A 20,789-nucleotide genomic window follows, 5' to 3' on the forward strand; every position below is an offset into this window, starting at 1 on the left:
GCAGACGTGCATTCCGCTGGCAGTGCCCATCCGGACCAGTGCCGGCCGAATGGACAGCAGCCCGATCGGTGCCCAAGCCCCCGAAAGCACAAGACCACAGCGAGGGCGAAGCACAGCGGTGCCGAGCAGTGATGGTGAAGCACAGCGGTGCCGAGCCGTGAGGGCAAATCGAAGGGCTGATGCCATCAGGAGGCTGGTCCAAAACCAGGCCGGGAACGCTCGAGAAGGCGAGAAGCACCCCGAAAGCCGCCACCGCACCGTGGGGGGTCCCGGGGGGTTCGACCCCCCGGTGAAATGCGAAGAGACCCCGGTCCGCGCATTCCGCGGACAGAGGCCTCCCCGTCTCGGAGCGGGCGACGGGAATCGAACCCGCGTAGCCAGTTTGGAAGACTGGGGCTCTACCATTGAGCTACGCCCGCGTGTTCTGTTGATGGCCCGTGGTGCCGGTGCCTGGACGGGTCCTCCGCCGGAGGGCCGACCGGTCGCCATCGTAACCGGTCGTTTTCCCGCGACCTTGCGTGCCCCAGCTTAGCGGGTCGCGATAGGCTGCTCGCAACGCACCGGGGTGTCCTGGTGGCGTTGCTGTTCAGACGGGGTGTGGCGCAGCTTGGTAGCGCACTCGCTTTGGGTGCGAGGGGCCGTGGGTTCAAATCCCGCCACCCCGACGATCGGGCGACGGTCGTTCGCGTTCGGCGCGAACCCGTCGCCCGTTGTCTTCTTCGCCGTGAATCCGCCCCCTGTCCGGTTGTCACTGATCGTGATGCGAGTCGCGGTCTTCGCGACGGCCGGTAACGGCTGGGGTGAAAGTTCCGATTCCCGTGGCGTGCGCGATGCCTTTCGGGTTCCGATGCGTGTCCACCTCCCGGCCGTGGTGGTGTGCGCCGTGCTGGGTGCCGTGGCGGTGGTTCTGGTGGGGGTTTCGGTGTTGGTGCAGGGGCCGTCCCCGGCGATCACGCCGCCCACGGAGGGGATCATCACGGCCGTGACCCCGACCGAGCTCAGTTCGGCGGCGGGTCCGGCGCTGGTGAGCCACTGACGCCGGCCGGCGCGTCGCTGACGTCCACCGCGACCAGCGTGGTGGGGCGCACGGCGGCCTTGCCGCAGCTGTTCGGTCGCGGCGGATCGAGTTCGCGTTCGTGGACGGTGACCGTCCACGTCCGGCCGTCCTGGTGCGTGACGCGCACCTGGTCCCCGTCGGCCGGCTCCACCCGCAGCGCGTCGATCAGGTGCTCGCCGATTTGGTCGCGGACCGCGAGTTCGGCGACCTGGCCCGCCCTGGTCCAGGTGGAGCGGCCTCGGCAGTGCTCCAGCGTGACCTTGCCCGAGCCTGCTGCCGCGAGCGCGGCGTCGGCTTGGTGCGGGCCGAGCCTGCCGTAGGTGTAGCCGCTGGGCAGCAGGACCGCCGCGGGGGCGAACCGGTGGCCGCCGGTGTGGGTGGTCTCCCAGACCGCGTCGCCGTGGCGGCCCTGCAGTCCTGCGACGAGCTCGCGGCCGAGGACCGCGCAGCAGCGGTCGCGGCGGCCGTTGGTGCAGACCAGCAGCAGCGGCTCGGCGACCTCGCGTCCCCAGCCGCCGTGGCGGCCCGCCGCGATCGCCGCGAAATTCAGGCCGAGCAGTTCGGACGGGTCGGACAGGTCGGCCGCCCGCAGCCAGGACCCGGTCGGGCCGGTGTGGGCGAGGTAGGCGCGGCGCGGTCCGTCCGGTGGCTCGTCGGCGTGCCTGCCGGGGCGCCGGATGAGCTGTACCCGCACTCCGGCGGGTCCCGCGGCGGCGTCCAGCGCCCGTCCGACCGCCGGATCCAGGTGGCTCTGCAGCAGCGCGTTGTGACCCCAAGGGCCACGCTGCTCCAGGCACAGCCAGCCACCGGCCACGGCGGCAGTGCCGGGCAGCGGTTCGCCGAGCGATTCGGACAGGGCGGCGCAGGTCGCGTCGCCGGCGGCGGTGTCTTGCACACCTCCACTGAAGCACGCCGCGCGGTGACCTGACGGGTGGCACCGTCGCCCGGCAGAGGTGGTAAGCAACCCCGAACCGGGTACCCGAGCTGCAAGCAATAGACTCGGAGGTCAGCCCGGCGTCGACGGATGCGGCCCAGGGCCGCTCCCGCAGGCACCGCCGGGGTACGAAGCACGTTCGCACTAGGAGACCACGTGAAGAGCACCGTCGAGCACCTGAGCCCGACGCGCGTACGGATCAACGTCGAGGTGCCGTTCGACGAGCTCAAGCCGAACTTCGACCGCGCGTACAAGGCACTGGCCCAGCAGGTCCGCATCCCCGGCTTCCGGCCGGGCAAGGTGCCCGCCAGGGTGCTGGAGAGCCGGATCGGTCGTGGACCCGTGCTCGACGAGGTCGTCAACGAGTCGGTCCCGGCCAAGTACCTCGAAGCCGTCAACAGCAGCGAGGTGCGCACCCTCGGTCGCCCCGACATCGAGGTGACCAAGATCGAGGACGGCGACGTCATCGAGTTCAAGGCCGAGGTCGACGTCCGTCCCGAGATCACCGTGCCGGCCTTCGGCGAGCTGAAGGTGTCGGTCGACGACGTCGAGGTGACCGAGGAAGAGGTCAACGAGCAGCTCGACGAGCTGCGCGCCCGCTTCGGCACCCTGGCAGGCGTCGAGCGGCCCGCCCAGCAGGGCGACTTCGTCAGCATCGACCTGTCGGCCACCGTCGACGGCCAGGAGGTCGAGGAGGCCCAGACCAGCGGCCTGTCCTACGAGATCGGTTCCGGCCAGCTCATCGACGGCATCGACGAGGCGCTGATCGGCGCGAGCGAGGGCGAGACCCGGACGTTCACCACCAACCTGGTGGCAGGCGAGCACGCGGGCAAGGACGCCGAGGTCACCGTCAAGCTGAACTCGGTCAAGGAACGGCACCTGCCCGAGGTCGACGACGAGTTCGCCCAGATGGCCAGCGAGTTCGACTCCGTCGACGAGCTGCTGTCGGACCTGCGGGAGCGGCTGGGCCGGGTCAAGCGGATGCAGCAGGGCATGCAGGCCAGGGACAAGGTCCTGGAGGCGCTGCTGGAGACCGTCGAGGTCCCGCTGCCGGAGAAGGTCGTCGAGTCCGAGATCGACGTGCGCAAGCACGACGCGATCCACCCGTTCGACCACGACGAGGACCGCTTCGGCGAGTGGCTGGAGCAGCAGGGCCAGACCCGCGAGCAGTTCGAGGACGAGACCCGCGAGGAGGCGGAGAAGGCGGTGCGGACCCAGCTGGTGCTGGACACCATCGCCGACGCCGAGGACGTGTCGGTCTCCGACAACGAGCTGACCGAGCGGATCATCTACCAGGCGCAGCGGTTCGGCGTGAGCCCCGACCAGTACGTCCAGCAGGCCCAGCAGTCCGGCCAGCTCGGCGCGATCTACGCCGACGTCCGGCGCAGCAAGGCCCTGTTCTCGGTGGTGCGGCAGGCCACCGTGACCGACGAGGAGGGCAACGAGCTCGACCTCGACGAGCTGTTCGGCACGCAGGCCGGCGAGGAGCAGGGCGAGCAGGCCGAGGGCACCGAGGCCACCGACGAGCAGTCGGCGAAGGCGGACGCCAAGGCGGAGTGACCGCGGTCGCGAAAACTCGAATAGGCATGCTCTGAGCGAACGTGGGCGGTACTGGGAAGCTGGTGCCGCCCACTTTCGTTAGGGTCTGTCGTAGCGGATCACCCGAAGGGGAATCGCGACATCGCAGGGGTCGCATTGGTCCACAGTGGAGGTCCCCCCTCCACCGCGGACCCGGCGCCCCCGTGGAAGAGGCCCACAGTGGGAGAAGGCAGGGGAGACGTGACGCAGCACCAGACTGTTCCGGCGTCCGGCGCTGGATCGCCGCAGATGCGGACGACGACGAACGGGCTCTCGCTCAACGACTCGGTGTACGAGCGGTTGCTGCGGGAACGCATCATCGTCCTCGGTTCCCAGGTCGAGGACTCGATCGCCAACCAGATCTGCTCTCAGCTGATCTTGCTGGCCGCCGAGGACCCGGAACGCGACATTTCGTTGTACATCAACTCGCCGGGTGGCTCGGTGCCGGCGGGCATGGCGATCTACGACACCATGCAGCTCATCCAGCCGGACGTGGCGACCGTTGCGATGGGCTTCGCCGCGTCGATGGGGCAGTTCCTGCTTTCGGCGGGTGCCCGGGGCAAGCGCTTCGCGCTGCCGCACGCGCGGATCATGATGCACCAGCCGTCGGCGGGCATCGGTGGTACCGCTTCAGACATCGCCATCCAGGCCGAGGTCTTCGCCAAGAACAAGCGGGAGATGGCGGAGCTGATCGCCGAGCAGACCGGTCAGCCGATCGAGAAGATCGAGGCCGACTCCGACCGGGACAAGTGGTTCACCGCGGAGGAGGCCCGCGACTACGGCTTCGTCGACCACATCGCCACCGCCGCCAACCTGCCGCGCGGCTGACCGAGACGAGGAGTGTTCCCGTGAACCCCTACCAGTCCTTGCAGTCCCGGTACGTGCTGCCCTCGTTCGTCGAGCGCACCGCGTACGGGGTCAAGGAGTCCAACCCGTACAACAAGCTGTTCGAGGAGCGCATCGTCTTCCTCGGCGTCCAGGTCGACGACGCCTCGGCCAACGACGTGATGGCGCAGCTGCTGTTCCTGGAGTCCGACGACCCGGACCGCGAGATCCAGATCTACATCAACTCGCCCGGCGGTTCGTTCACCGCGCTGATGGCGATCTACGACACGATCCAGTACGTTCGCCCGGACGTGCGTACGATCTGCCTGGGCCAGGCCGCCTCGGCGGCGGCGGTCATCCTCGCCGCCGGCACCAAGGGCAAGCGGCTGGCGCTGCCCAACTCGCGGATGCTGATCCACCAGCCCGCGACGGAGGGCATCTACGGCCAGGTCTCCGACCTGGAGATCCAGGCGGCCGAGGTGCAGCGGATGCGTGACCAGATGGAGGCCACGCTCGCCAGGCACACCAACCGCACGCAGGAACAGGTTCGCAAGGACGTCGAGCGGGACAAGATCCTCACCGCCGACCAGGCTGTGGAGTACGGCATCATCGACGAGGTGCTGCCCTACCGCAAGCTGTCGGCGATGAAGTCCTGAAGACATGCCGGACGCGGTCCGGTGAGACGGTGGTCACAACTCGATCACCTGTTCACCGGTCCGCCCGTGCTCGCGCAGGGTGAGCACGGTCAGGCGGCGACACGCCGGGCACGTCGTGAGTCACGCCGTGCCCGGCGTGTGGCGGAGACTGTGAGTCTCCCCGAACCCGGGGAGCGGCAGGTACCGTCGGAGGCACACACGGTCAGGCGCGCTACCGGACGGCGCGCCGGAGGGGACGGGGTCAGCGGTCATGGCACGTATCGGTGACGGCGGCGACCTGCTGAAGTGCTCCTTCTGCGGGAAGAGCCAGAAGCAGGTCAAGAAACTCATCGCCGGCCCCGGCGTGTACATCTGCGATGAGTGCATCGATCTCTGCAACGAGATCATCGAGGAGGAGCTGGCCGAAGCGGGCGAGGTGAAGCTCGACGAGCTGCCCAAGCCCGCCGAGATCCACGAGTTCCTTGACCAGTACGTCATCGGTCAGGACCCGGCCAAGCGCAACCTCTCGGTAGCGGTCTACAACCACTACAAGCGCATCCAGGTGGGCGAGCGCACCACGCGCGAGAGCCGCGAGGAGAGCGTCGAACTCGCCAAGTCCAACATCCTGATGCTGGGTCCCACCGGTTGCGGCAAGACCTACCTCGCGCAGACGCTCGCCAAGATGCTCAACGTCCCGTTCGCCATCGCCGACGCCACGGCGCTCACCGAGGCCGGCTACGTGGGCGAGGACGTCGAGAACATCCTGCTCAAGCTCATCCAGGCGGCCGACTACGACGTCAAGCGCGCCGAGACCGGCATCATCTACATCGACGAGGTCGACAAGATCGCCCGCAAGAGCGAGAACCCGTCGATCACGCGCGACGTCTCCGGCGAGGGCGTGCAGCAGGCCCTGCTGAAGATACTGGAGGGCACCACCGCCAGCGTCCCGCCGCAGGGCGGCCGCAAGCACCCCCACCAGGAGTTCATCCAGATCGACACCACGAACGTGCTGTTCATCGTGGCGGGCGCGTTCGCCGGTCTGGAGAAGATCGTCGAGGACCGGGTCGGCAAGCACAGCGTGGGCTTCGGCGCCGAGCTGCGGTCCAAGACCGACCTGGACAACGCCGACCACTTCGCCGACGTGATGCCCGAGGACCTGATCAAGTACGGGCTGATCCCGGAGTTCATCGGCCGGCTGCCCACGGTGGCCACCGTGACCAACCTCGACAAGCCGTCGCTGGTGCAGATCCTCACCGAGCCGCGCAACGCGCTGATCAAGCAGTACAAGCGGCTGTTCGAGATGGACAACGTCGAGCTGGAGTTCACCAAGACGGCGCTGGAGGCCATAGCCGACCAGGCCATCCTGCGCGGCACCGGCGCTCGCGGCCTGCGGGCGATCCTGGAGGAGGTCCTGCTGCCGGTGATGTACGACATCCCGAGCCGCTCGGACGTCGCCAAGGTCGTGATAACCGAGCAGACCGTGCGCGAGAACGTGAATCCCACGATCGTGGCACGCCAGGCCACCCGTCGGGAGCGCCGCGAGAAGTCCGCCTGAGCGGTGCGGTTCGTCGCGGTCGGCGCCGCCTGCGCCGCTCCGCGAGTCCGTTCACGTACGTGACGGTTTGTCGCGTACTGGCCGGTTCTGAGGTTCGGTCGAGACGAGAGCGAGTTCCGGTCTGATCCGTTCGTGGGATCGGGCCGCCCCGAAGACGTGACGACTCCTCGCATTCCTGTGGGTCTCGTCGCGGCGTTCCGAACCTTGCCAGTGCTCCGGGCGAGTGATGACACCCTCTCTCCCCGCGTCCGCCGGCCCCCCATACCCGATGCGGTGGGCCGGGCTCCCCACCGGTGGGCCTCTCCTGCGGTTTCACCGGTCATCGAAGATCATTGGTCGATCGGCGAGATTCGCGAGTCGGGGAGCGATACATGAGCGAGATGCACGTCCTGCTGCTGCACGGGATGACGGGCTCCGGACCGTGGCACTGGCAGCAGTGGCTGGCGGGGCGGCTCTCGGCGCAGGACGTGACCGTGGAGATGCCGGCTCTGCCGGACCCCGACCACCCCGACCGGGACGAGTGGCTGCCGGTGCTGCGCGCACGGCTCGCGGCGGTGCCCGCCGACGCCGAGCTCGTGGTCGCTGCGCACTCGTGCGGTGTCGCCCTGTGGCTGCACCACGCGGTCACCATCGGCGGCCAGACGCGGCGCGCCGACCGCGTGCTGCTGGTGGCCCCTCCCGACCCGCAGTGGCAGCACCCGGACGCGGCCGGCATCGTGCCCTACCCGCTCGACGCACGCGCCCTGCGCAAGGCGGGCGGCGTCACCCGCATGGTCGCGGGCACCGGCGACCCGTACCTGTCGATGCGCAAGGCGCACCGGCTCGCCGAGGCGTTGCAGATCGAGCTGGACGTCATCCCCGACGGCGAGCACCTCAACACCGACGCCGGTTACGGACCATGGCCCTCGATGCTGAGCTGGGCGCTGTACGGGTCGGTTCCGCTGGCCGACCGCTACGACGCCGAGCCGTACACGGTCGCCTACGCTCCCGAACGTCTGCGCCCGGTGTAGGCCGAGGGCCCGGTAGCTCCGGCGTCCGGAAGACTCAGGCGTCGCGTTCGGCGAGCTTGCGGCCGATGAAGCTGACGACTTCGGGCAGCGCCTTGCGGTAGTAGCGGCTGTTGTGGCCACCGGGGGTGGTGGAGGCCACCTCCGGCCGGGCCCGCCGGATGAACTCGCGGGTGCCGGTGATGAACCTGTCCCCGAGGCCGCACCAGACGCCCAGCGCGACGTTGTCCAGCTCGGGGATGTGGCGCAGCGGGTCCATGCCGGCCCACTCGGCCTCGTCGACGAACGCCTTGCGCTTGCTCATCTCGCGCCAGCTCGTGATCAACGCGGGAGAGACGACCGCGGCGGCCGTCACCGGGTTGTCGTGCTCGTGCCTGCGCCGGGCGTAGAGCAGGGCGCCGAAGCCGCCCATGGAGATGCCCGACACCGCGAAGGGCTGGCCGTCGTCGCCGCCGAGGCCGCGTTCGCCGAGCCAGCGGGGTACCTCGTCGAGCAACATCCACATCGGATCGTCGCCCGGGTGCCGGTGCCAGTAGCTGTTGCCGCCCCCGTCGACCGCGAGGAACGCGAACGGTGGGACCCGGCCCTCGGCCACCGCGGCGCTCAGCCAGCCGGGCAGCCCGCCTGCGGACTTGCGGGCGTCGCCGTAGCGGCCGTGCAGCATCAGGCACACCGGCAGCCCCTCGCGGTCCACGCCCTCCGGGTACATCAGCACGAGGTCGACCTCGCGGTTGCGGCCCAGGGAGTGGACGCGTTCGACCGAGGCGTTGCTCTGGTTGGCCAGCGGTGCGGCTTTGCCGGGGATGCTGAAGGTGTCGCCGGAGAGGCCCAGGCCGAGCGCGGCGGCCCCGGCGGCCCCGGAGGTGAGCACGGTTCGCCTTCGCAGGAGTCGGCCCCGCGCGGGCTCTGGCGTCTGCATGCTCCCCTCCGGTCTCACGGTGTCGCGCGTTCCATCGTGCCTACCGGGCCGCGTTGCTTTCGCCGGTCAGCGCAGGTGGTCACGAGATTTCGGTCACCACCCGCTGCGATCCGGTGTAGACGTTCATGGACTGTCCACGCAGGAACCCCACCAGGGTCATGCCCTGCTCCTCGGCCAGGTCGACCGCCAGCGACGACGGCGCCGAGACCGCCGCGAGCATCGGCACACCGGCCATGGCGGCCTTCTGGACGAGTTCGAAGGACGCGCGTCCGGACACCATCAGCACGCCGCCGGTGAGCGGTGTGCGGCCTTCCATCAGCGCCCAGCCGAGGATCTTGTCCACGGCGTTGTGCCTGCCGACGTCCTCGCGCACGGCCAGCAGCGAGCCGTCGGCGTCGAACAACCCGGCCGCGTGCAGGCCGCCGGTGCTGTCGAACACCCGTTGGGCCGCGCGGAGCTTGCCGGGCAGTTCGGAGAGCACGTCCGCGCGCAGCCGCAGCGGGTCCTCGGCGGGGGAGTGGCGGGTGCGCAACCGCACCGAGTCCAGCGCGGCCTTGCCGCACACGCCGCACGACGACGTCGTGTAGAAATTGCGCTCGACCGACGGGTCGGGTGGTTCGACGCCGGGTGCGAGCGCGATGTCCAGGACGTTGTAGGTGTTGCGGCCGTCGGGGCCGGGGCTGTCGCAGAAGCGGGCGGCGGCCACGTCGTCCCGGCCCGTGATGACTCCCTCGGTGAGCAGGAAGCCGTGGGCCAGCTCGACGTCGCTGCCGGGTGTGCGCATGGTGACGCTCAGCGGCCGCGAGGCGACCCTGATCTCCAGCGGTTCTTCGGCTGCCAGCGTGTCGGGCCTGCGCCGGGGTTCGCCCGCCTTGATGTGCAGCACCGGCCGCCGCACGGTGACCCGTCCCATCCGGACCTCCCGTCGTGGAGAGCGCCTGTCCTGACAATCGTCGCACCCGCGTGGTTCGTCACATCCGGGTCCGTGTGCCCGGAAGCGGTCGGATGTGGCACTGGCGGGTTTCGCATGGACCGGTCAGACGGGGAGGTCGTCTTCCGGGAACGGCAGCACGCGGGGCGCAGGTGCACCGCGCTGATCAGTCGCCGCGTTGGTCGGCGGCGGTGATGAGCCGGTCGAGCTCGTGGAGCGCCTTGGCCATCTCGTCGACGCGTCCCGCGAGCCGGTCGCGTTCGGTGCGCAGCATGCGGCGTTGCTCCATGGTGGTTCGGCCGGTGTTCATGCAGGGCAGCAAAGTCGCGATGACGCGGCTGCTGAGCCCGGCCGCGTAGAACCGCTGGAACAAGCGCACCAGCTCGACCGAGTCCTCGGTGTACCGGCGTTGTCCCGAAGCGGTGCGCTCGGGGCTGAGAAGGCGCTGTTCTTCGTAGTAGCGAAGCGCGCGCACGCTCACTCCGGATCGTCGTGCGAGTTCACCGATCCGCATTCGTCCCACCTCGGTCGCGCAGGAGACTTGACCCTCACGTCGGCGTGAGGTTTTAGCGTAGCTCGCGTGGACATCCAGAACTCGATCGCACTGGTCACAGGAGCCAACCGCGGCATCGGACGCAGCTTCGTCACCGAGTTGCGACGCAGGGGAGCCGAGAAGATCTACGCGGCGGCCCGCCGACCGGACGAGCTCGACATCCCCGGCGTAGTTCCGCTGCGGTTGGACATCACAGATGACGCTTCGGTTGCCGCGGCGGCAGCCTCGGCCGCGGATGTGACCCTGCTCATCAACAACGCTGGTGTGTCGACCTTCGCGCCTCTCGTCGAGGGAGCGATGCCCGATATCCGGCTGGAGATGGAGACGAACTACTTCGGAACTCTGCGCATGGTGCGTGCGTTCGCGCCGACCCTGGCCGCCGCCGGGGGCGGGGCCGTTCTGAACGTGCTGTCCGTGATGGCTTGGATGGCTTACCAGCACTCCAACAGCTACTCGGCGTCCAAGGCCGCGGCGTGGGCGCTGACCAACGGGATCCGGCTCGAACTCGCCGGCCAGGGAACGCAGGTTACCGGGCTGGCGATGGCCGGCGTCGACACCGACATGATGGCCGGCATCGAGGCCGACAAGACCGACCCGGCTGTGATCGCGCGAGCAGCGCTGGACGGCGTCCAGGCCGGGGCGCTCGAAGTCCTGGCCGACGAGCAGACGGCTCGGTGGAGGGCACGGCTCGGTGAGGATCCGGCACTGCTCTACCCCCAGCTGGCCGAACACCGCCCCGCCCACACCTAGGAAGTCCGAGAGCACAAGCGGTTTCGCCGCTTGTGGCACAGCCCTGGAGCTCCCGGCACGACCTCGGGGCCGGCCGCTGTTCCGGACACCACTGGCCGGAAAAGGGCCTCCCTGCCGCGGGGTGGTCGACACTAGGCTCGCCGTGATCCACATCGCACGGCGGGAGGATGCATGTCAGCAGGGTTGCTCGATCGGTCGCGGATCGTCGCACCAGCCGACTGGAACCGCTGGCTGGTGCCGCCCGCCGCGCTGGCCGTGCATCTGGCGATCGGGCAGGTCTACGCCTGGAGCGTGTTCAAACCGCCGCTCGAGGACGAGCTGGGGTTGTCGGGCACGCTCAGCGCGCTGCCGTTCCAGCTCGGCATCGTGATGCTCGGGCTCTCGGCCGCGGTGCTGGGCACGGTCGTCGAGCGCCGGGGTCCGCGCTGGGCGATGGCGGTGTCGACGCTGTGCTTCTCGGCGGGCTTCCTGATCTCCTCGCTCGGCGTGGCCGTCGGGCAGTACTGGCTGGTGGTGTTCGGCTACGGCGTTGTCGGCGGGATCGGCCTGGGCATCGGCTACATCTCGCCGGTCTCCACGCTGATCAAGTGGTTCCCCGACCGGCCGGGGATGGCCACCGGCATCGCGATCATGGGCTTCGGCGGCGGGGCGCTGATCGCCTCGCCGTGGTCGGTGCGGATGCTCGACGCCTTCGGCTCGGACTCCCGCGGCATCGCGCTGACCTTCCTCGTGCACGGTCTGGCCTACGCGGTGTTCATGTCGCTCGGGGTGGTGCTCGTGCGGGTGCCCCCGGACGGGTGGCAGCCGGCGGGCTGGCGACCGCCGACCGGCGGCCGTTCGATGGTCACGACGGCGAACGTGTCGGCGCGCAACGCGCTGCGGACCCCGCAGTTCTGGCTGCTGTGGGTGATCCTGTGCTGCAACGTCACCGCGGGCATCGGCATCCTGGAGAAGGCGTCGCCGATGATCGCCGACTTCTTCGCATCGAGCAGCACCCCGGTCTCGGCGACGGCCGCCGCGGGCTTCGTCGCCATGCTGTCGCTGACGAACATGGCGGGCCGCTTCGTCTGGTCGTCCGCATCGGACGCCGTCGGGCGGCGCAACATCTACCGGCTCTACCTCGGTGGTGGCGCGTTGCTGTACCTCGGCATCGCGTTGTTCGGGGCGTCGGGCGTCCCGGTGTTCGTGATCTGCGCGATGCTGATCCTTTCCTTCTACGGCGGCGGGTTCTCGACCGCGCCCGCCTACCTCAAGGACCTGTTCGGCAGCTACCAGGTCGGCGCCATCCACGGCAGGCTGCTGACGGCGTGGTCGGCGGCCGGGGTGCTCGGGCCGCTGATCGTCAACGCCGTCGCCGACGCCCAGGAGGCTTCCGGAGCGCAGGGACCGGACCTGTACTCGGTGTCGCTGTACGCCATGATCGGGCTGCTCGTGGTCGGCTTCGTGGCCAACGAGCTGATCCGGCCGGTGGCTCCCAGGTTCCACGAGCCGGAGGAGGTCGCGCGATGAACCGCGCCGCCCTGACCGCGCTGGCCTGGCTGTGGGTAGGCCTGCCCTTCGCCTACGGCCTGTACGAACTGCTGCGGAAGGTGGTTTCGCTGTTCTTCGGCTGAGCGCACGCGCCTCGGTGGGCACCTCTGGGCCGAACGTGTGACGCGCGGGCTTTTCACCGGAAATCCGCCTGGTCGTCGGTCCGGCTCACTACGGTCTGCACGGGACGACCACCGAGTGAAGGACGAGAATGCCCACGAGCAACACCACCGCCAGGCAGCGACTGCGCTTCGCCGAGGCAGCCGGACCGATCACCGAGCCGGTGACCAAGTTCGGCGGCCAGCCGGTCTGGCTCGACGAGCCCACCTGGCCGCTGTCGGCGAGCACCGGCAGGCCGATGCGCTTCCTCGGCCAGGTGCGGCTGCCCGGGGACGAACCGCGACTGGGCTACCTGTTCATCACCGACGAGGAGGACTACGTCGACGGCACCTGGGAACCGGGCGGCGGCGAGAACGCCTTCTTCGCCCAGCCCGGTGAGCCCGCCGACTTCTACCGGGTCGCCAGCATCCGGCGCGGGCCGACGTTCGGCCTGGACCACCGCGCCGAGCTGACCGAGCACGACGGCGCGGGCGAGTACGGCAGCGCGCTGTGGGGCGAGCCCGACTGGTTGCAGGGCGATGAGGCGCCGGACGAGCCCGGGACCTGGCGCTTCGTGCTGCAGATCGACTCGGCCGACGAGCCGTTCGAGGTCGACTTCGGTGACGCCGGTGTCGGCTACGCCTTCCTCGACGAGAAAACCGGGCAGGGCCGCTTCCTCTGGCAGTGCGGCTAGCGCCGGAGCCATGTGGGGCCGCGTGCTCGTGCGGGTACCCCGGCTGGCGGAGCACGTAGACGGAGGGAGCACGACCGATGACCACTGTGGCTTTCCTCGGTACGGGCACGATGGGCGCGCCGATGGCGCGGAACCTGCTCGCCGCCGGGTTCGACGTCCGGGCGTGGAACCGCACGCGGTCGAAGGCCGAGCCGCTGGCCGAGCACGGCGCGGTCGTCGCGGGCAGTCCCGCCGAGGCCGGGCGCGGGGCCGACGTGCTGGTCACGATGCTGCTGGACGCCGAGTCCACCGCCAAGGCCGCCCGGGAGGCCGTGCCGGAGCTGCGCGACGACGCGGTCTGGGCGCAGATGGGCACCATCGGCATCCAGGGGATGACCGAGGCGGCGGCGGTCGCCGAAGGCGTGCACCTGGTCGACGCCCCGGTCCTCGGCACGGAGAAACCCGCGCAGCTCGGCAAGCTGAAGGTGCTGGCGGCGGGCGCGCAGCAGGTACGGGACCGGGTGCAGCCGGTGTTCGACGCCGTGGGGGAGCAGACCCTGTGGCTCGGCGACGACCCCGCACAGGCGCTGGGGACCCGGCTCAAGCTCGCGGTGAACAGCTGGGTGCTGGCGTTGACCAACGCCGTGGGGGAGTCGGTCGCGCTGGCCGAGTCCCTCGGCGTGGACCCGAGGCGCTTCCTGGAGGCGATCGAGGGGACCCCGACCGACTCCCCGTACGCGCACGTCAAGGGCAACGCCATCCTCGGCAGGGAGTACACGCCGTCGTTCGCTCTGCGCAACGCCTTCAAGGACGCCAATCTGATCACCGAGGTCACCGGCGGCAACCTGCGGCTGGACGTCGCCGATGCCTGCCGCGAGCGGTTCCGGCGGGCGCTGGAAGCCGGTCACGGCGACGAGGACATGGCCGCGGCCTACTTCGCGTCGTTCTCCGGCCGCAACGCAGCCGGAGAGCCCTGACCGCCGCGGGTCCGCCGGCTGGCCTCGTCGCTGGTGTCCGGAGTTGACGTCGCGGGTCGCCGGGCGTGCCGGGAGCCCGCCTGGTCCGGGCGTTTGCTTGGATCTGCGACGTGGACCTGCTTCGTCATCTGAGCTTCTTCGTCGCGGTAGCGGAGGAGGGGCACTTCGGCTACGCCGCCGACCGCCTCGGCATGACCCAGCCGCCGCTGTCCCAGGGCATCCAGCGGCTGGAGGCCAGGCTCGGCGTCGTCCTGCTGACCCGCGGCTCGCGCGGCGCGCAGCTCACCACCGCCGGGGCCGCGCTGCTGCCACGGGCCCGCGACCTGCTGGCCAACGCCGAGGGGTTCACCGCTGAGGCCGAGCGACTGCGCGAGAGCCGCGGTGCGCTGCGCGTAGGTGTCGTGGCGGCGCTCAGCGACTGGCACGTAGCCGCCGTCACCACCCAGCTGCGCACCTGCGCGCCGGACCCGAACCCGCGCACCGTCATCACCACCACGGCCTCGACGGCCGAGCTGGTCGACGCCGTAGGTTCCGGAGGGCTGGACTGCGCGGCGGTGCACCACCCGGCGCTGATCGGTTCCCTGGAGTGCGGCGCGATCATCAAGGTGACGCGGTGGCTGCTGGTGCCCGCCGACCACCCCGCCGCCGACGCCGCCAAGCCGTCGTTGCGGTCGCTGAAGGGGCTCGCGTGCGCGACGGCCCCGCGCAGCCACGGCACGGCGGCCTTCGACCTGCTGGTCGACACCCTGCGCGGCAAGGGCCTCGACCCGGCGTTCCTGCCCGCCGCTCACGACCGCGACGCGGTCATGGCGGTGGCCGCGGGGCGCGCGTTCGCGCTCACCACCGATCCGCTGCTGCGCGTGCCGGGAGTCGCGTGCGTTCCGATACCCGGTGACGATCTCGCGCTGCGCGTCCGGTTGGTGTGGTCGGAGGCCGGGGCGCCCGAGCCGGTCCGCGCCGCCTTCGAGGCCGCGCTGCGGCGGGAGCGGTCATGAGCGGCGCCGAGCAGGAGATCCGCGAGGTCCTGCGCGACGCGGGCGCCGAGGGCTGGGTGCACGCCATGCCGCTGACCGGTGCGACGACGCGGGTCTCCGCCCCGGCGCGCGAAGCCGGACCCGCGCGCGAAGCCTGGCCCGGGAGCGGGACGGAGGCGGGCGAGTTCGGACCTGAGGCGGGGCCCGGCCGCGAAGGACGCTCCGGGAGCGAGACCGGACCCGGGCGCGAGATCGGCATCGGCGCCGACGACCTGGTCGTCACGGCGTCGGTCTACAAGCTCCCGCTGGTGGTGGCGCTGTGCCGGGCCTTCGACGCCGGGCGCATCGACCCCCGGGCGCGGGTCCGGCTGAACCCGCCCTCCTGCACGCCCGGCCCGACCGGCCTGGCGACCTTCCTCGACCCGGTCACGGTGTCCTGGCGCGACATGGCAGCGTCGATGATCGGCGTCTCGGACAACACCTCGGCCGACGTGATCCTCGGCGAGGTCGGCCTGGATGCGGTCGCCGAAACGCTGGCCGAGCTCGGCCTGGAGCGCACCCGCGTCGTCGGGGGAACCGCCGACAGCCACGCCTCGCTGGTCAGGGACACCGGCGCGGCCACAGCGGCGGAGGCGTTCGCCGAGCTCTTCGACAACGACGCCGCGCACACCGTCAGCGCCTACGACCCCGCCTACGCCAGTGCGACCACGCCCCGCGAGATGACCAGGCTGCTTGACCTGATCTGGTCCGACGCGGTGGCTTCGCCGCAGCAGTGCGCCTTCATCCGGCGGCTGCTGTCCAACCAGGTGTGGATGCACCGCGTGCGCGCCGGGTTCCCGTCCCGGGGAGTCCACGTGGCCGGCAAGACCGGGACCGTCGGTGCGGTCCGCAACGAGGTCTCGGTCGTGGAGTTCGAGGGCGAGGTCCCCGTCGCGGTCGCGGTGTTCACCCTCGCGGCGCGGGCCGACGCGTTCCTGCCCAAGGTCGACGCGGCGATCGCCGACTGCGCGCGGATCGCGGTGAACGACCTGCGTTCCGGGCGGCTGTGACCGACTTTTTTTCGAGCCTCCCGACCGGTCCGCGAGGGGTCGCGAACAGCCTCCATAGCGTTTGCATATCGGGCGCGACATCCCATCGGATTGGCGCTGTCGCGTGCCGCGGTGCTTGATTGGTCCGCGTCGGAAGTAAGTGCGGAACAACGGAGATTCCCTTGCACCAGAACGAGAAACGCGTCGGTCGCCGTGCCGTCCTGGCGGGCCTGCTCGCCCTGCCGGTCGCGGGCGCGTGCGCCGCGCCGGCCGCGCCGCGCACCCCCGCCCCGGCGCCGCAGGCGCCCGACCTCGCCGCCCGGTTCGGTCCGGCGCTGGCCGAGCTGGAACGGCGATACGACGCCCGGCTGGGCCTGACGGCGGTCAACGTCCGGACCGGGCGCGAGCTGAAGCACCGCGCCGACGAGCGGTTCGCGATGTGCTCGACGTTCAAGACCTACGCGGCGGGCGCGCTGCTGGCCGCGCACCCGCTGGCCGGCGGCTACTTCGACAAGGTGATCCGCTACACGCGGGCCGACCTGCGGCCGAACTCGCCGGTGACCGAGACCCGCGTGGACACCGGCATGACCGTCGCCGAGCTGTGCGAGGCGGCCATCACCCGCAGCGACAACGCGGCGGGCAACCTGCTGCTGGCCGAGCTCGGCGGCCCGGCGGCGATCGCGCCGTTCGCGCGTTCGATCGGCGACCCCACCACCCGGCTGGACCGCTGGGAGGTCGAGCTGAACACGGCGATCCCGGGCGACGAGCGGGACACCACCACGCCGGCGGGCATCGCGGCCGGCTACCGCGCGATGGTCGTCGGCGACGCGCTGGGCGCTCCGGAGCGCGAGCAGCTCAAGAAGTGGCTGATCGCCAACACCACCGGCGGGGAGCGCATCCGCGCCGGTCTCCCGCCGAACTGGGTCACGGGCGACAAGACCGGTTCCGGTGACTACGGCACCGCCAACGACGTCGCCGTCACGTGGACCGAGTCCGGCGATGCCATCGTGATCGCGATCCTGACCAGCAAGAGCGCGCCGGATCGCAAGTACGACAACAGGCTGCACGCCGACACCGCGCGGATCGTCGTCGAAGCCCTGCGCTGACGACCGCGCGGCCAGGGGTTCGCGGTAGCCGGCACCGCGATCCCCGAGCCGAGCAGCCGAGGCTGATCAGCGGTCCCAGCAGTGCGGCCGATCAGCCGCCCCGCCGGGGCCACCGGCTTTCCCGTCTAGAACACCGGCTTGGGCACCAGCACGACCCGCCACCCGTCGGGGTCGGCGAAGGCCAGCGCCCCGTGCTCGGTCCAGTACGGGTTCTCCATCGGCACGGGCTCGTGCCCGGCTTCCCCTAGGCGTTGCACCGCCTCGTGCATCCGCGCGTCCCCGTCGAAGTACAGCACCAGCAGGTTGTCCGCGGTCGGTGCCGGACACGGGCTGCCGTCCACCCGCGAGGTGAACTCCAGGTGGTAGTCCGTGCCGGGAAGACCGAGCATCACGCCGTCGTAGCCGGCGTGGCCGCTGAAGCTGTACAGCTCCGGCAGGCCGAGGCAGCCGGAGTAGAACTCGACCACCTCCGCCAGCTTGTCGGTCGGCCGGGCCATCCGCACCTGTGCCACCTTCAGCCCGTCGGGCCACTCGTCAGCGTTGCTCGCCACCACTTCTCCCGTGTTCGCCGTCTGCCAGGGCAACTTAGAACCTCGAGCAAGATGCAGAGCAAGCTTTCCCGGGCCAGTTCACGCTTTCAGGTGGCCCCGGTGCGGATTTCCCGCGCTGTCAGACGAATCTCACCGGCAGCGTCTCCGGTCCGTAGATGCCGACGGGATTGCGCCAGGTGACCTCCCCCGCGATCCGCGGTGCGCCGAAGCGGGTGCTGAGCACGGTGAAGGCTTCGGACAGCTCGGCACGCGCGGCCGCGGCACCCAGGCAGAAGTGCGGTCCCGCGCTGAGGGTGAGGTGGGGCGTCTGCCTGCTCGCCGTGGTGTCGAAGACCTCGGCGCGGTCGAAGCGCTTCGGGTCGCGGTTGGCGGTGTGCACGCACAGCATCACGAAGGTGCCCGCGGGGATCGTGGTGTCCCGGTATGCGATGTCCTCCTGCGCGAACCGGAAGAGGACCGGCGCGGCCGGGCACCAGCGCAGGATCTCCTCGACCGCCCGATCGGGATCGTCGCGGAACGCCGTCCACTGCTCCGGGTTCCGGCAGAGGGTCAGCATCGCCGAGCCGAACTGGTGCCGCGTGGTGTCGTGCCCCGCGGAGACCAGGGCGACCAGCAGGTTGCGGAGTTCCTCGCCGCTGATCACCTCTTCCTCGGTCTGCGCGGCGATCATGCTGGAGATCAGGTCGTCGGCGGGTTCGGCCCGCCGCCGCTCGATCAGCCCGTCGAAGTAGTCGCCCAGCTCGCTGACCGCGCGCTCCACCCGCTCCCGCACGTCTCCGCCGTAGGCGAGCGAGAACACCAGGCCGACGTCGGTGCTCCAGCCGTGGAACAGCTCGTGGTCCTGCGGTGGCACGCCGAGCAACCGGCCCATGACCATGACCGGGAACGGGTTGGCGAGCGTCTCGACGAACTCGCACTCCCCGGTCTCGGCGATCCCGTCCGCGATCCGGCCGACGGTCTCGCGCATGTAGGGCCGCAGGCCCTCGATGACGCGAGGGGTGAAGGTCCTGCGCACGACGCTGCGCAGACGGGCGTGGTCCTGCCCTTCCCGGTGCAGGATCATCGGCACGAACCAGTCGTAGAGCGGACCTGAGGTGACGCCGTGCATCTCCAGGTACCGCTTGCCGTCGGACACCAGACGGTGATCGCGGAGGAGGTCGTTCACCTCCTCGTGCCCGAGGACCATCAGTCCGTTGGGGATTCGCGCGTACCAGTGCCGCTCACGTGCCGCGGCGAGGGTGTCGGAGTCGTAGCCGAAGTTCCGGTCGAACACGTCCACGAAGGGGACGGCGGGATTGTCTGCGGACATCAGCATGGCCGGTAGTCAGCTCCTCGGTGTCACCGCCTCGATGCCGACGGTGACTTTCGCAGTCGACCGGTTCGGGCAACCACCTCCTTTGGTTGGTGTTCGGGCGAACTTCCCGTGAATGGCCGGTTTCCGCCGGAAGGCGCCCGAAGGTCCAAAGGAGACATCAAGGTGATATCAGAGTTTTCTCGGGCTTTGACGCCAGTTCTCTTTGTCCCTCATGGACAACTGATGCCGCGTCCTCAGCCGCACCGGCTCCGACCCCGCGCCGGACAGCGTTGGGCGGTATCGCCGGTTGCCCTGCGATACCGCCCAACTGTCCACTGCCCGCTGTTACGAGCCGCTCTCGGTCTGCGCGGAGCCGGTGCCGCGGCTCTGCGAGGTCGTGCCCTTCTGCTCGCCACCGGTGCCGTTCCCGGTCTTCGGCTTCGCCCCGACCTTCTCGTTCTGCTCGGTCTGCTCCTCGGCCTGGGGCTCCTCCTCGGCGGGCTTCTGCTCGATGACGTCCTCGTCGTCGTTCTGCTCGGCGAGCTGGGGGGCCTTCTTCTCCGGCGTGCCCTTGTCGGTGATCTTGCGCGGCTGGAAGGGCTTGCCGGTGGTCTTCTGGAACTCCTTCGCCGCCTTGTCCGCCACGCCCTCGGCGATCTTCTGCACGGCTTCGGCGTCCTTGGCCGCCTGCTCGGCCTGCTTGGCCTGCCGGTCCTTGCTCGCGGCCTCCTCGCGGGCGGCGTCGATCTCCGCCTGCGGTGCGCCCCTGGCGATGAGCTCGTTGACGCGCGCGGTGAAGATGTTGGCCTCGGCCCGCTTGTCGTTGGCTCTGAACCGCGCGTCCTCGGCGATCTTGCGCGCCTCGACGGCCTTGTCGTGGGCGTCCTGGGCCTTCTTGCGGAGCTTCTCGATCTCCTCCTTCGACGGACCCGGGTTCACCGGACCGCCGCCGCCGGTACCACCGCTGCCGCCGGTGCCACCGGTGCCGCCGGTGCTGCCGGTGCCGCTGGTGCTGCCGGTGACCGATCCGGGCTGGAAGGAGTACCAGCCCTGTCCGGTGAAGTTCGCGCCCGCGTCGATCTCGCCCCTGGTCAACGGGTCGCCGGTGACGCACTTGACCGCGGGCTCGCCCGTGCCGCCGACGAACACCGACGTGCCCGCCTGCAGCACCGCCGGATGCGCCACGTAGGTGCCGGACTCGTAGTCGTGGCTGGTCACCGCGGTGTCGGACGGCAGGAGCGCCGGGGTCAGGCCGCCGACGAAAGCGGGGATCTCCTCGGGCGCCATGCCGAACACCCCGGCCCACGCGTTGGACTTGTCCGGGTCCGCCTGGAGGTCGGCCACCAGCCGGTTCGCGTCGCAGTCCGGCTCACCGGTCGCGGTGCCGCGGTCCTCGGCGGAGGTGGGCTCCAGGCGCACCTCCTTGGTGGCGGTCCCGCCCGGCAGCAGCGCCCACGCGGTGGTGCCCGCGAGGCCGACTGCGACCGTCGCGGCCACTGCCAGGCGCAGCCTGGAACGTCCGGACCGGTACACGGCAGACACGTTCTCGTGCGTCTCTTCGGGGTGTGGGTTGTGTCCGCGACCGTTCATGTCCGGACCTCCTCAGGTGTTTTCGCTCGTGACCACTTCAGGTCCCTTGTGAAAAGGCTGGCACCGGGAGGAGGCGCGAAGAATGGTGCGGACCCTCCGATCGGCCGCGTCCACCCTCCATCCGCGCTGGGGCGCTCCCCAGCACGGACGGTGGGGCTGACGGTGTGCCGGGCGTCGGGCCGGGCGCGTCCGGGGGCGTCCATCGCGCCCGGCCCGACCGGGC

General features: G+C 70.4%; 21 protein-coding genes and 2 tRNA genes. 15 read left to right on the top strand and 8 right to left on the bottom strand.

What is annotated here, in order from left to right; translation table 11 throughout:
- Nucleotides 1-348: 348 nt before the first annotated feature.
- Nucleotides 349-419, bottom strand: a tRNA-Gly gene (locus SACE_RS06640).
- 172 nt (nucleotides 420-591) lie between these two features.
- Here SACE_RS06640 and SACE_RS06645 point away from each other — a divergent pair.
- Together SACE_RS06645 and SACE_RS37450 are read left to right on the top strand one after the other, a co-directional pair.
- A tRNA-Pro gene (locus tag SACE_RS06645) sits at nucleotides 592-665 on the top strand.
- Complete coding sequence (locus SACE_RS37450; protein WP_143538088.1) at nucleotides 641-1,036, top strand: hypothetical protein; 396 nt, start codon at nucleotides 641-643, stop codon at nucleotides 1,034-1,036. Before SACE_RS06645 ends, SACE_RS37450 begins: the two co-directional genes overlap by 25 nt.
- Here the strand turns inward: SACE_RS37450 and SACE_RS06655 are convergent.
- The gene (locus tag SACE_RS06655) at nucleotides 999-1,952 is read right to left on the bottom strand and encodes a sucrase ferredoxin (RefSeq protein ID WP_009950205.1); all 954 of its coding nucleotides are present in this window, start codon (nucleotides 1,950-1,952) and stop codon (nucleotides 999-1,001) included. The genes SACE_RS37450 and SACE_RS06655 overlap by 38 nt on opposite strands.
- A 195-nt stretch (nucleotides 1,953-2,147) precedes the next feature.
- Between SACE_RS06655 and tig the strand changes: the two genes are divergently transcribed.
- The 5 genes from tig (at nucleotide 2,148) to SACE_RS06680 (ending at nucleotide 7,594) form a co-directional block, all read left to right on the top strand.
- Entirely contained in the window at nucleotides 2,148-3,551 is a 1,404-nt protein-coding gene (gene tig, locus SACE_RS06660; protein ID WP_009950203.1) for a trigger factor, read from the top strand.
- A 267-nt stretch (nucleotides 3,552-3,818) separates the two neighbouring features.
- Nucleotides 3,819-4,397: an ATP-dependent Clp protease proteolytic subunit gene (locus tag SACE_RS06665; RefSeq protein ID WP_009950202.1), complete on the top strand. Its 579-nt coding sequence runs from the start codon at nucleotides 3,819-3,821 to the stop codon at nucleotides 4,395-4,397.
- Nucleotides 4,398-4,417: 20 nt separating this feature from the next.
- A complete protein-coding gene (locus tag SACE_RS06670) occupies nucleotides 4,418-5,050 on the top strand; it encodes an ATP-dependent Clp protease proteolytic subunit (protein ID WP_009950200.1) in 633 nt (210 codons plus the stop codon).
- 250 nt (nucleotides 5,051-5,300) lie between these two features.
- Complete coding sequence (gene clpX / locus SACE_RS06675) at nucleotides 5,301-6,584, top strand: ATP-dependent Clp protease ATP-binding subunit ClpX (protein ID WP_009950199.1); 1,284 nt, start codon at nucleotides 5,301-5,303, stop codon at nucleotides 6,582-6,584.
- Between the two features lie 371 nt (nucleotides 6,585-6,955).
- Nucleotides 6,956-7,594, top strand: a complete 639-nt coding sequence (locus tag SACE_RS06680; RefSeq protein ID WP_009950198.1) for an RBBP9/YdeN family alpha/beta hydrolase — start codon at nucleotides 6,956-6,958, stop codon at nucleotides 7,592-7,594.
- 34 nt (nucleotides 7,595-7,628) lie between these two features.
- Here the strand turns inward: SACE_RS06680 and SACE_RS06685 are convergent, their stop codons facing one another.
- The 3 genes from SACE_RS06685 to SACE_RS06695 form a co-directional block, all read right to left on the bottom strand.
- A complete protein-coding gene (locus tag SACE_RS06685; RefSeq protein WP_011873339.1) occupies nucleotides 7,629-8,510 on the bottom strand; it encodes an alpha/beta hydrolase in 882 nt (293 codons plus the stop codon).
- Between the two features lie 79 nt (nucleotides 8,511-8,589).
- Nucleotides 8,590-9,423, bottom strand: coding sequence for a formate dehydrogenase accessory sulfurtransferase FdhD (gene fdhD, locus SACE_RS06690; RefSeq protein WP_009950194.1), 834 nt, complete (start codon nucleotides 9,421-9,423; stop codon nucleotides 8,590-8,592).
- Between the two features lie 184 nt (nucleotides 9,424-9,607).
- Nucleotides 9,608-9,955: a MerR family transcriptional regulator gene (locus SACE_RS06695; RefSeq protein ID WP_011873340.1), complete on the bottom strand. Its 348-nt coding sequence runs from the start codon at nucleotides 9,953-9,955 to the stop codon at nucleotides 9,608-9,610.
- Nucleotides 9,956-10,021: 66 nt separating this feature from the next.
- On the opposite strand from SACE_RS06695, the gene SACE_RS06700 reads away from it, so the two are divergent.
- The 8 genes from SACE_RS06700 (at nucleotide 10,022) to bla (ending at nucleotide 17,131) form a co-directional block, all read left to right on the top strand.
- Entirely contained in the window at nucleotides 10,022-10,744 is a 723-nt protein-coding gene (locus SACE_RS06700; RefSeq protein ID WP_009950191.1) for an SDR family oxidoreductase, read from the top strand.
- Nucleotides 10,745-10,915: 171 nt separating this feature from the next.
- Complete coding sequence (locus tag SACE_RS06705; protein WP_029622062.1) at nucleotides 10,916-12,253, top strand: L-lactate MFS transporter; 1,338 nt, start codon at nucleotides 10,916-10,918, stop codon at nucleotides 12,251-12,253.
- Nucleotides 12,250-12,357, top strand: a complete 108-nt coding sequence (locus SACE_RS40335; RefSeq protein ID WP_009950189.1) for an MFS transporter small subunit — start codon at nucleotides 12,250-12,252, stop codon at nucleotides 12,355-12,357. Before SACE_RS06705 ends, SACE_RS40335 begins: the two co-directional genes overlap by 4 nt.
- A gap of 128 nt (nucleotides 12,358-12,485) precedes the next feature.
- Entirely contained in the window at nucleotides 12,486-13,067 is a 582-nt protein-coding gene (locus tag SACE_RS06710) for a YwqG family protein (protein WP_009950188.1), read from the top strand.
- Between the two features lie 77 nt (nucleotides 13,068-13,144).
- On the top strand, nucleotides 13,145-14,023 hold the full coding sequence (locus tag SACE_RS06715) for an NAD(P)-dependent oxidoreductase (protein ID WP_011873341.1): 879 nt from the start codon (nucleotides 13,145-13,147) through the stop codon (nucleotides 14,021-14,023).
- A 110-nt stretch (nucleotides 14,024-14,133) separates the two neighbouring features.
- A complete protein-coding gene (locus SACE_RS06720; RefSeq protein ID WP_009950185.1) occupies nucleotides 14,134-15,018 on the top strand; it encodes a LysR family transcriptional regulator in 885 nt (294 codons plus the stop codon).
- On the top strand, nucleotides 15,015-16,046 hold the full coding sequence (locus SACE_RS06725) for a serine hydrolase (RefSeq protein WP_009950184.1): 1,032 nt from the start codon (nucleotides 15,015-15,017) through the stop codon (nucleotides 16,044-16,046). The genes SACE_RS06720 and SACE_RS06725 overlap by 4 nt, the downstream gene beginning before the upstream one ends.
- A 161-nt stretch (nucleotides 16,047-16,207) precedes the next feature.
- Nucleotides 16,208-17,131, top strand: a complete 924-nt coding sequence (bla, locus tag SACE_RS06730) for a class A beta-lactamase (RefSeq protein ID WP_011873342.1) — start codon at nucleotides 16,208-16,210, stop codon at nucleotides 17,129-17,131.
- A 125-nt stretch (nucleotides 17,132-17,256) separates the two neighbouring features.
- On the opposite strand, the gene SACE_RS06735 is transcribed toward bla, so the two are convergent.
- The 3 genes from SACE_RS06735 to SACE_RS37455 all read right to left on the bottom strand — a co-directional run bounded on the left by SACE_RS06735 (nucleotide 17,257) and on the right by SACE_RS37455 (nucleotide 20,566).
- Entirely contained in the window at nucleotides 17,257-17,682 is a 426-nt protein-coding gene (locus SACE_RS06735; protein ID WP_011873343.1) for a VOC family protein, read from the bottom strand.
- Between the two features lie 118 nt (nucleotides 17,683-17,800).
- Entirely contained in the window at nucleotides 17,801-18,991 is a 1,191-nt protein-coding gene (locus tag SACE_RS06740) for a cytochrome P450 (RefSeq protein WP_029621946.1), read from the bottom strand.
- Between the two features lie 330 nt (nucleotides 18,992-19,321).
- Entirely contained in the window at nucleotides 19,322-20,566 is a 1,245-nt protein-coding gene (locus tag SACE_RS37455) for a DUF6777 domain-containing protein (RefSeq protein WP_009949448.1), read from the bottom strand.
- Nucleotides 20,567-20,789: the final 223 nt, after the last annotated feature.

The organism is Saccharopolyspora erythraea NRRL 2338 (assembly GCF_000062885.1).
Lineage (GTDB): Bacteria > Actinomycetota > Actinomycetes > Mycobacteriales > Pseudonocardiaceae > Saccharopolyspora_D > Saccharopolyspora_D erythraea.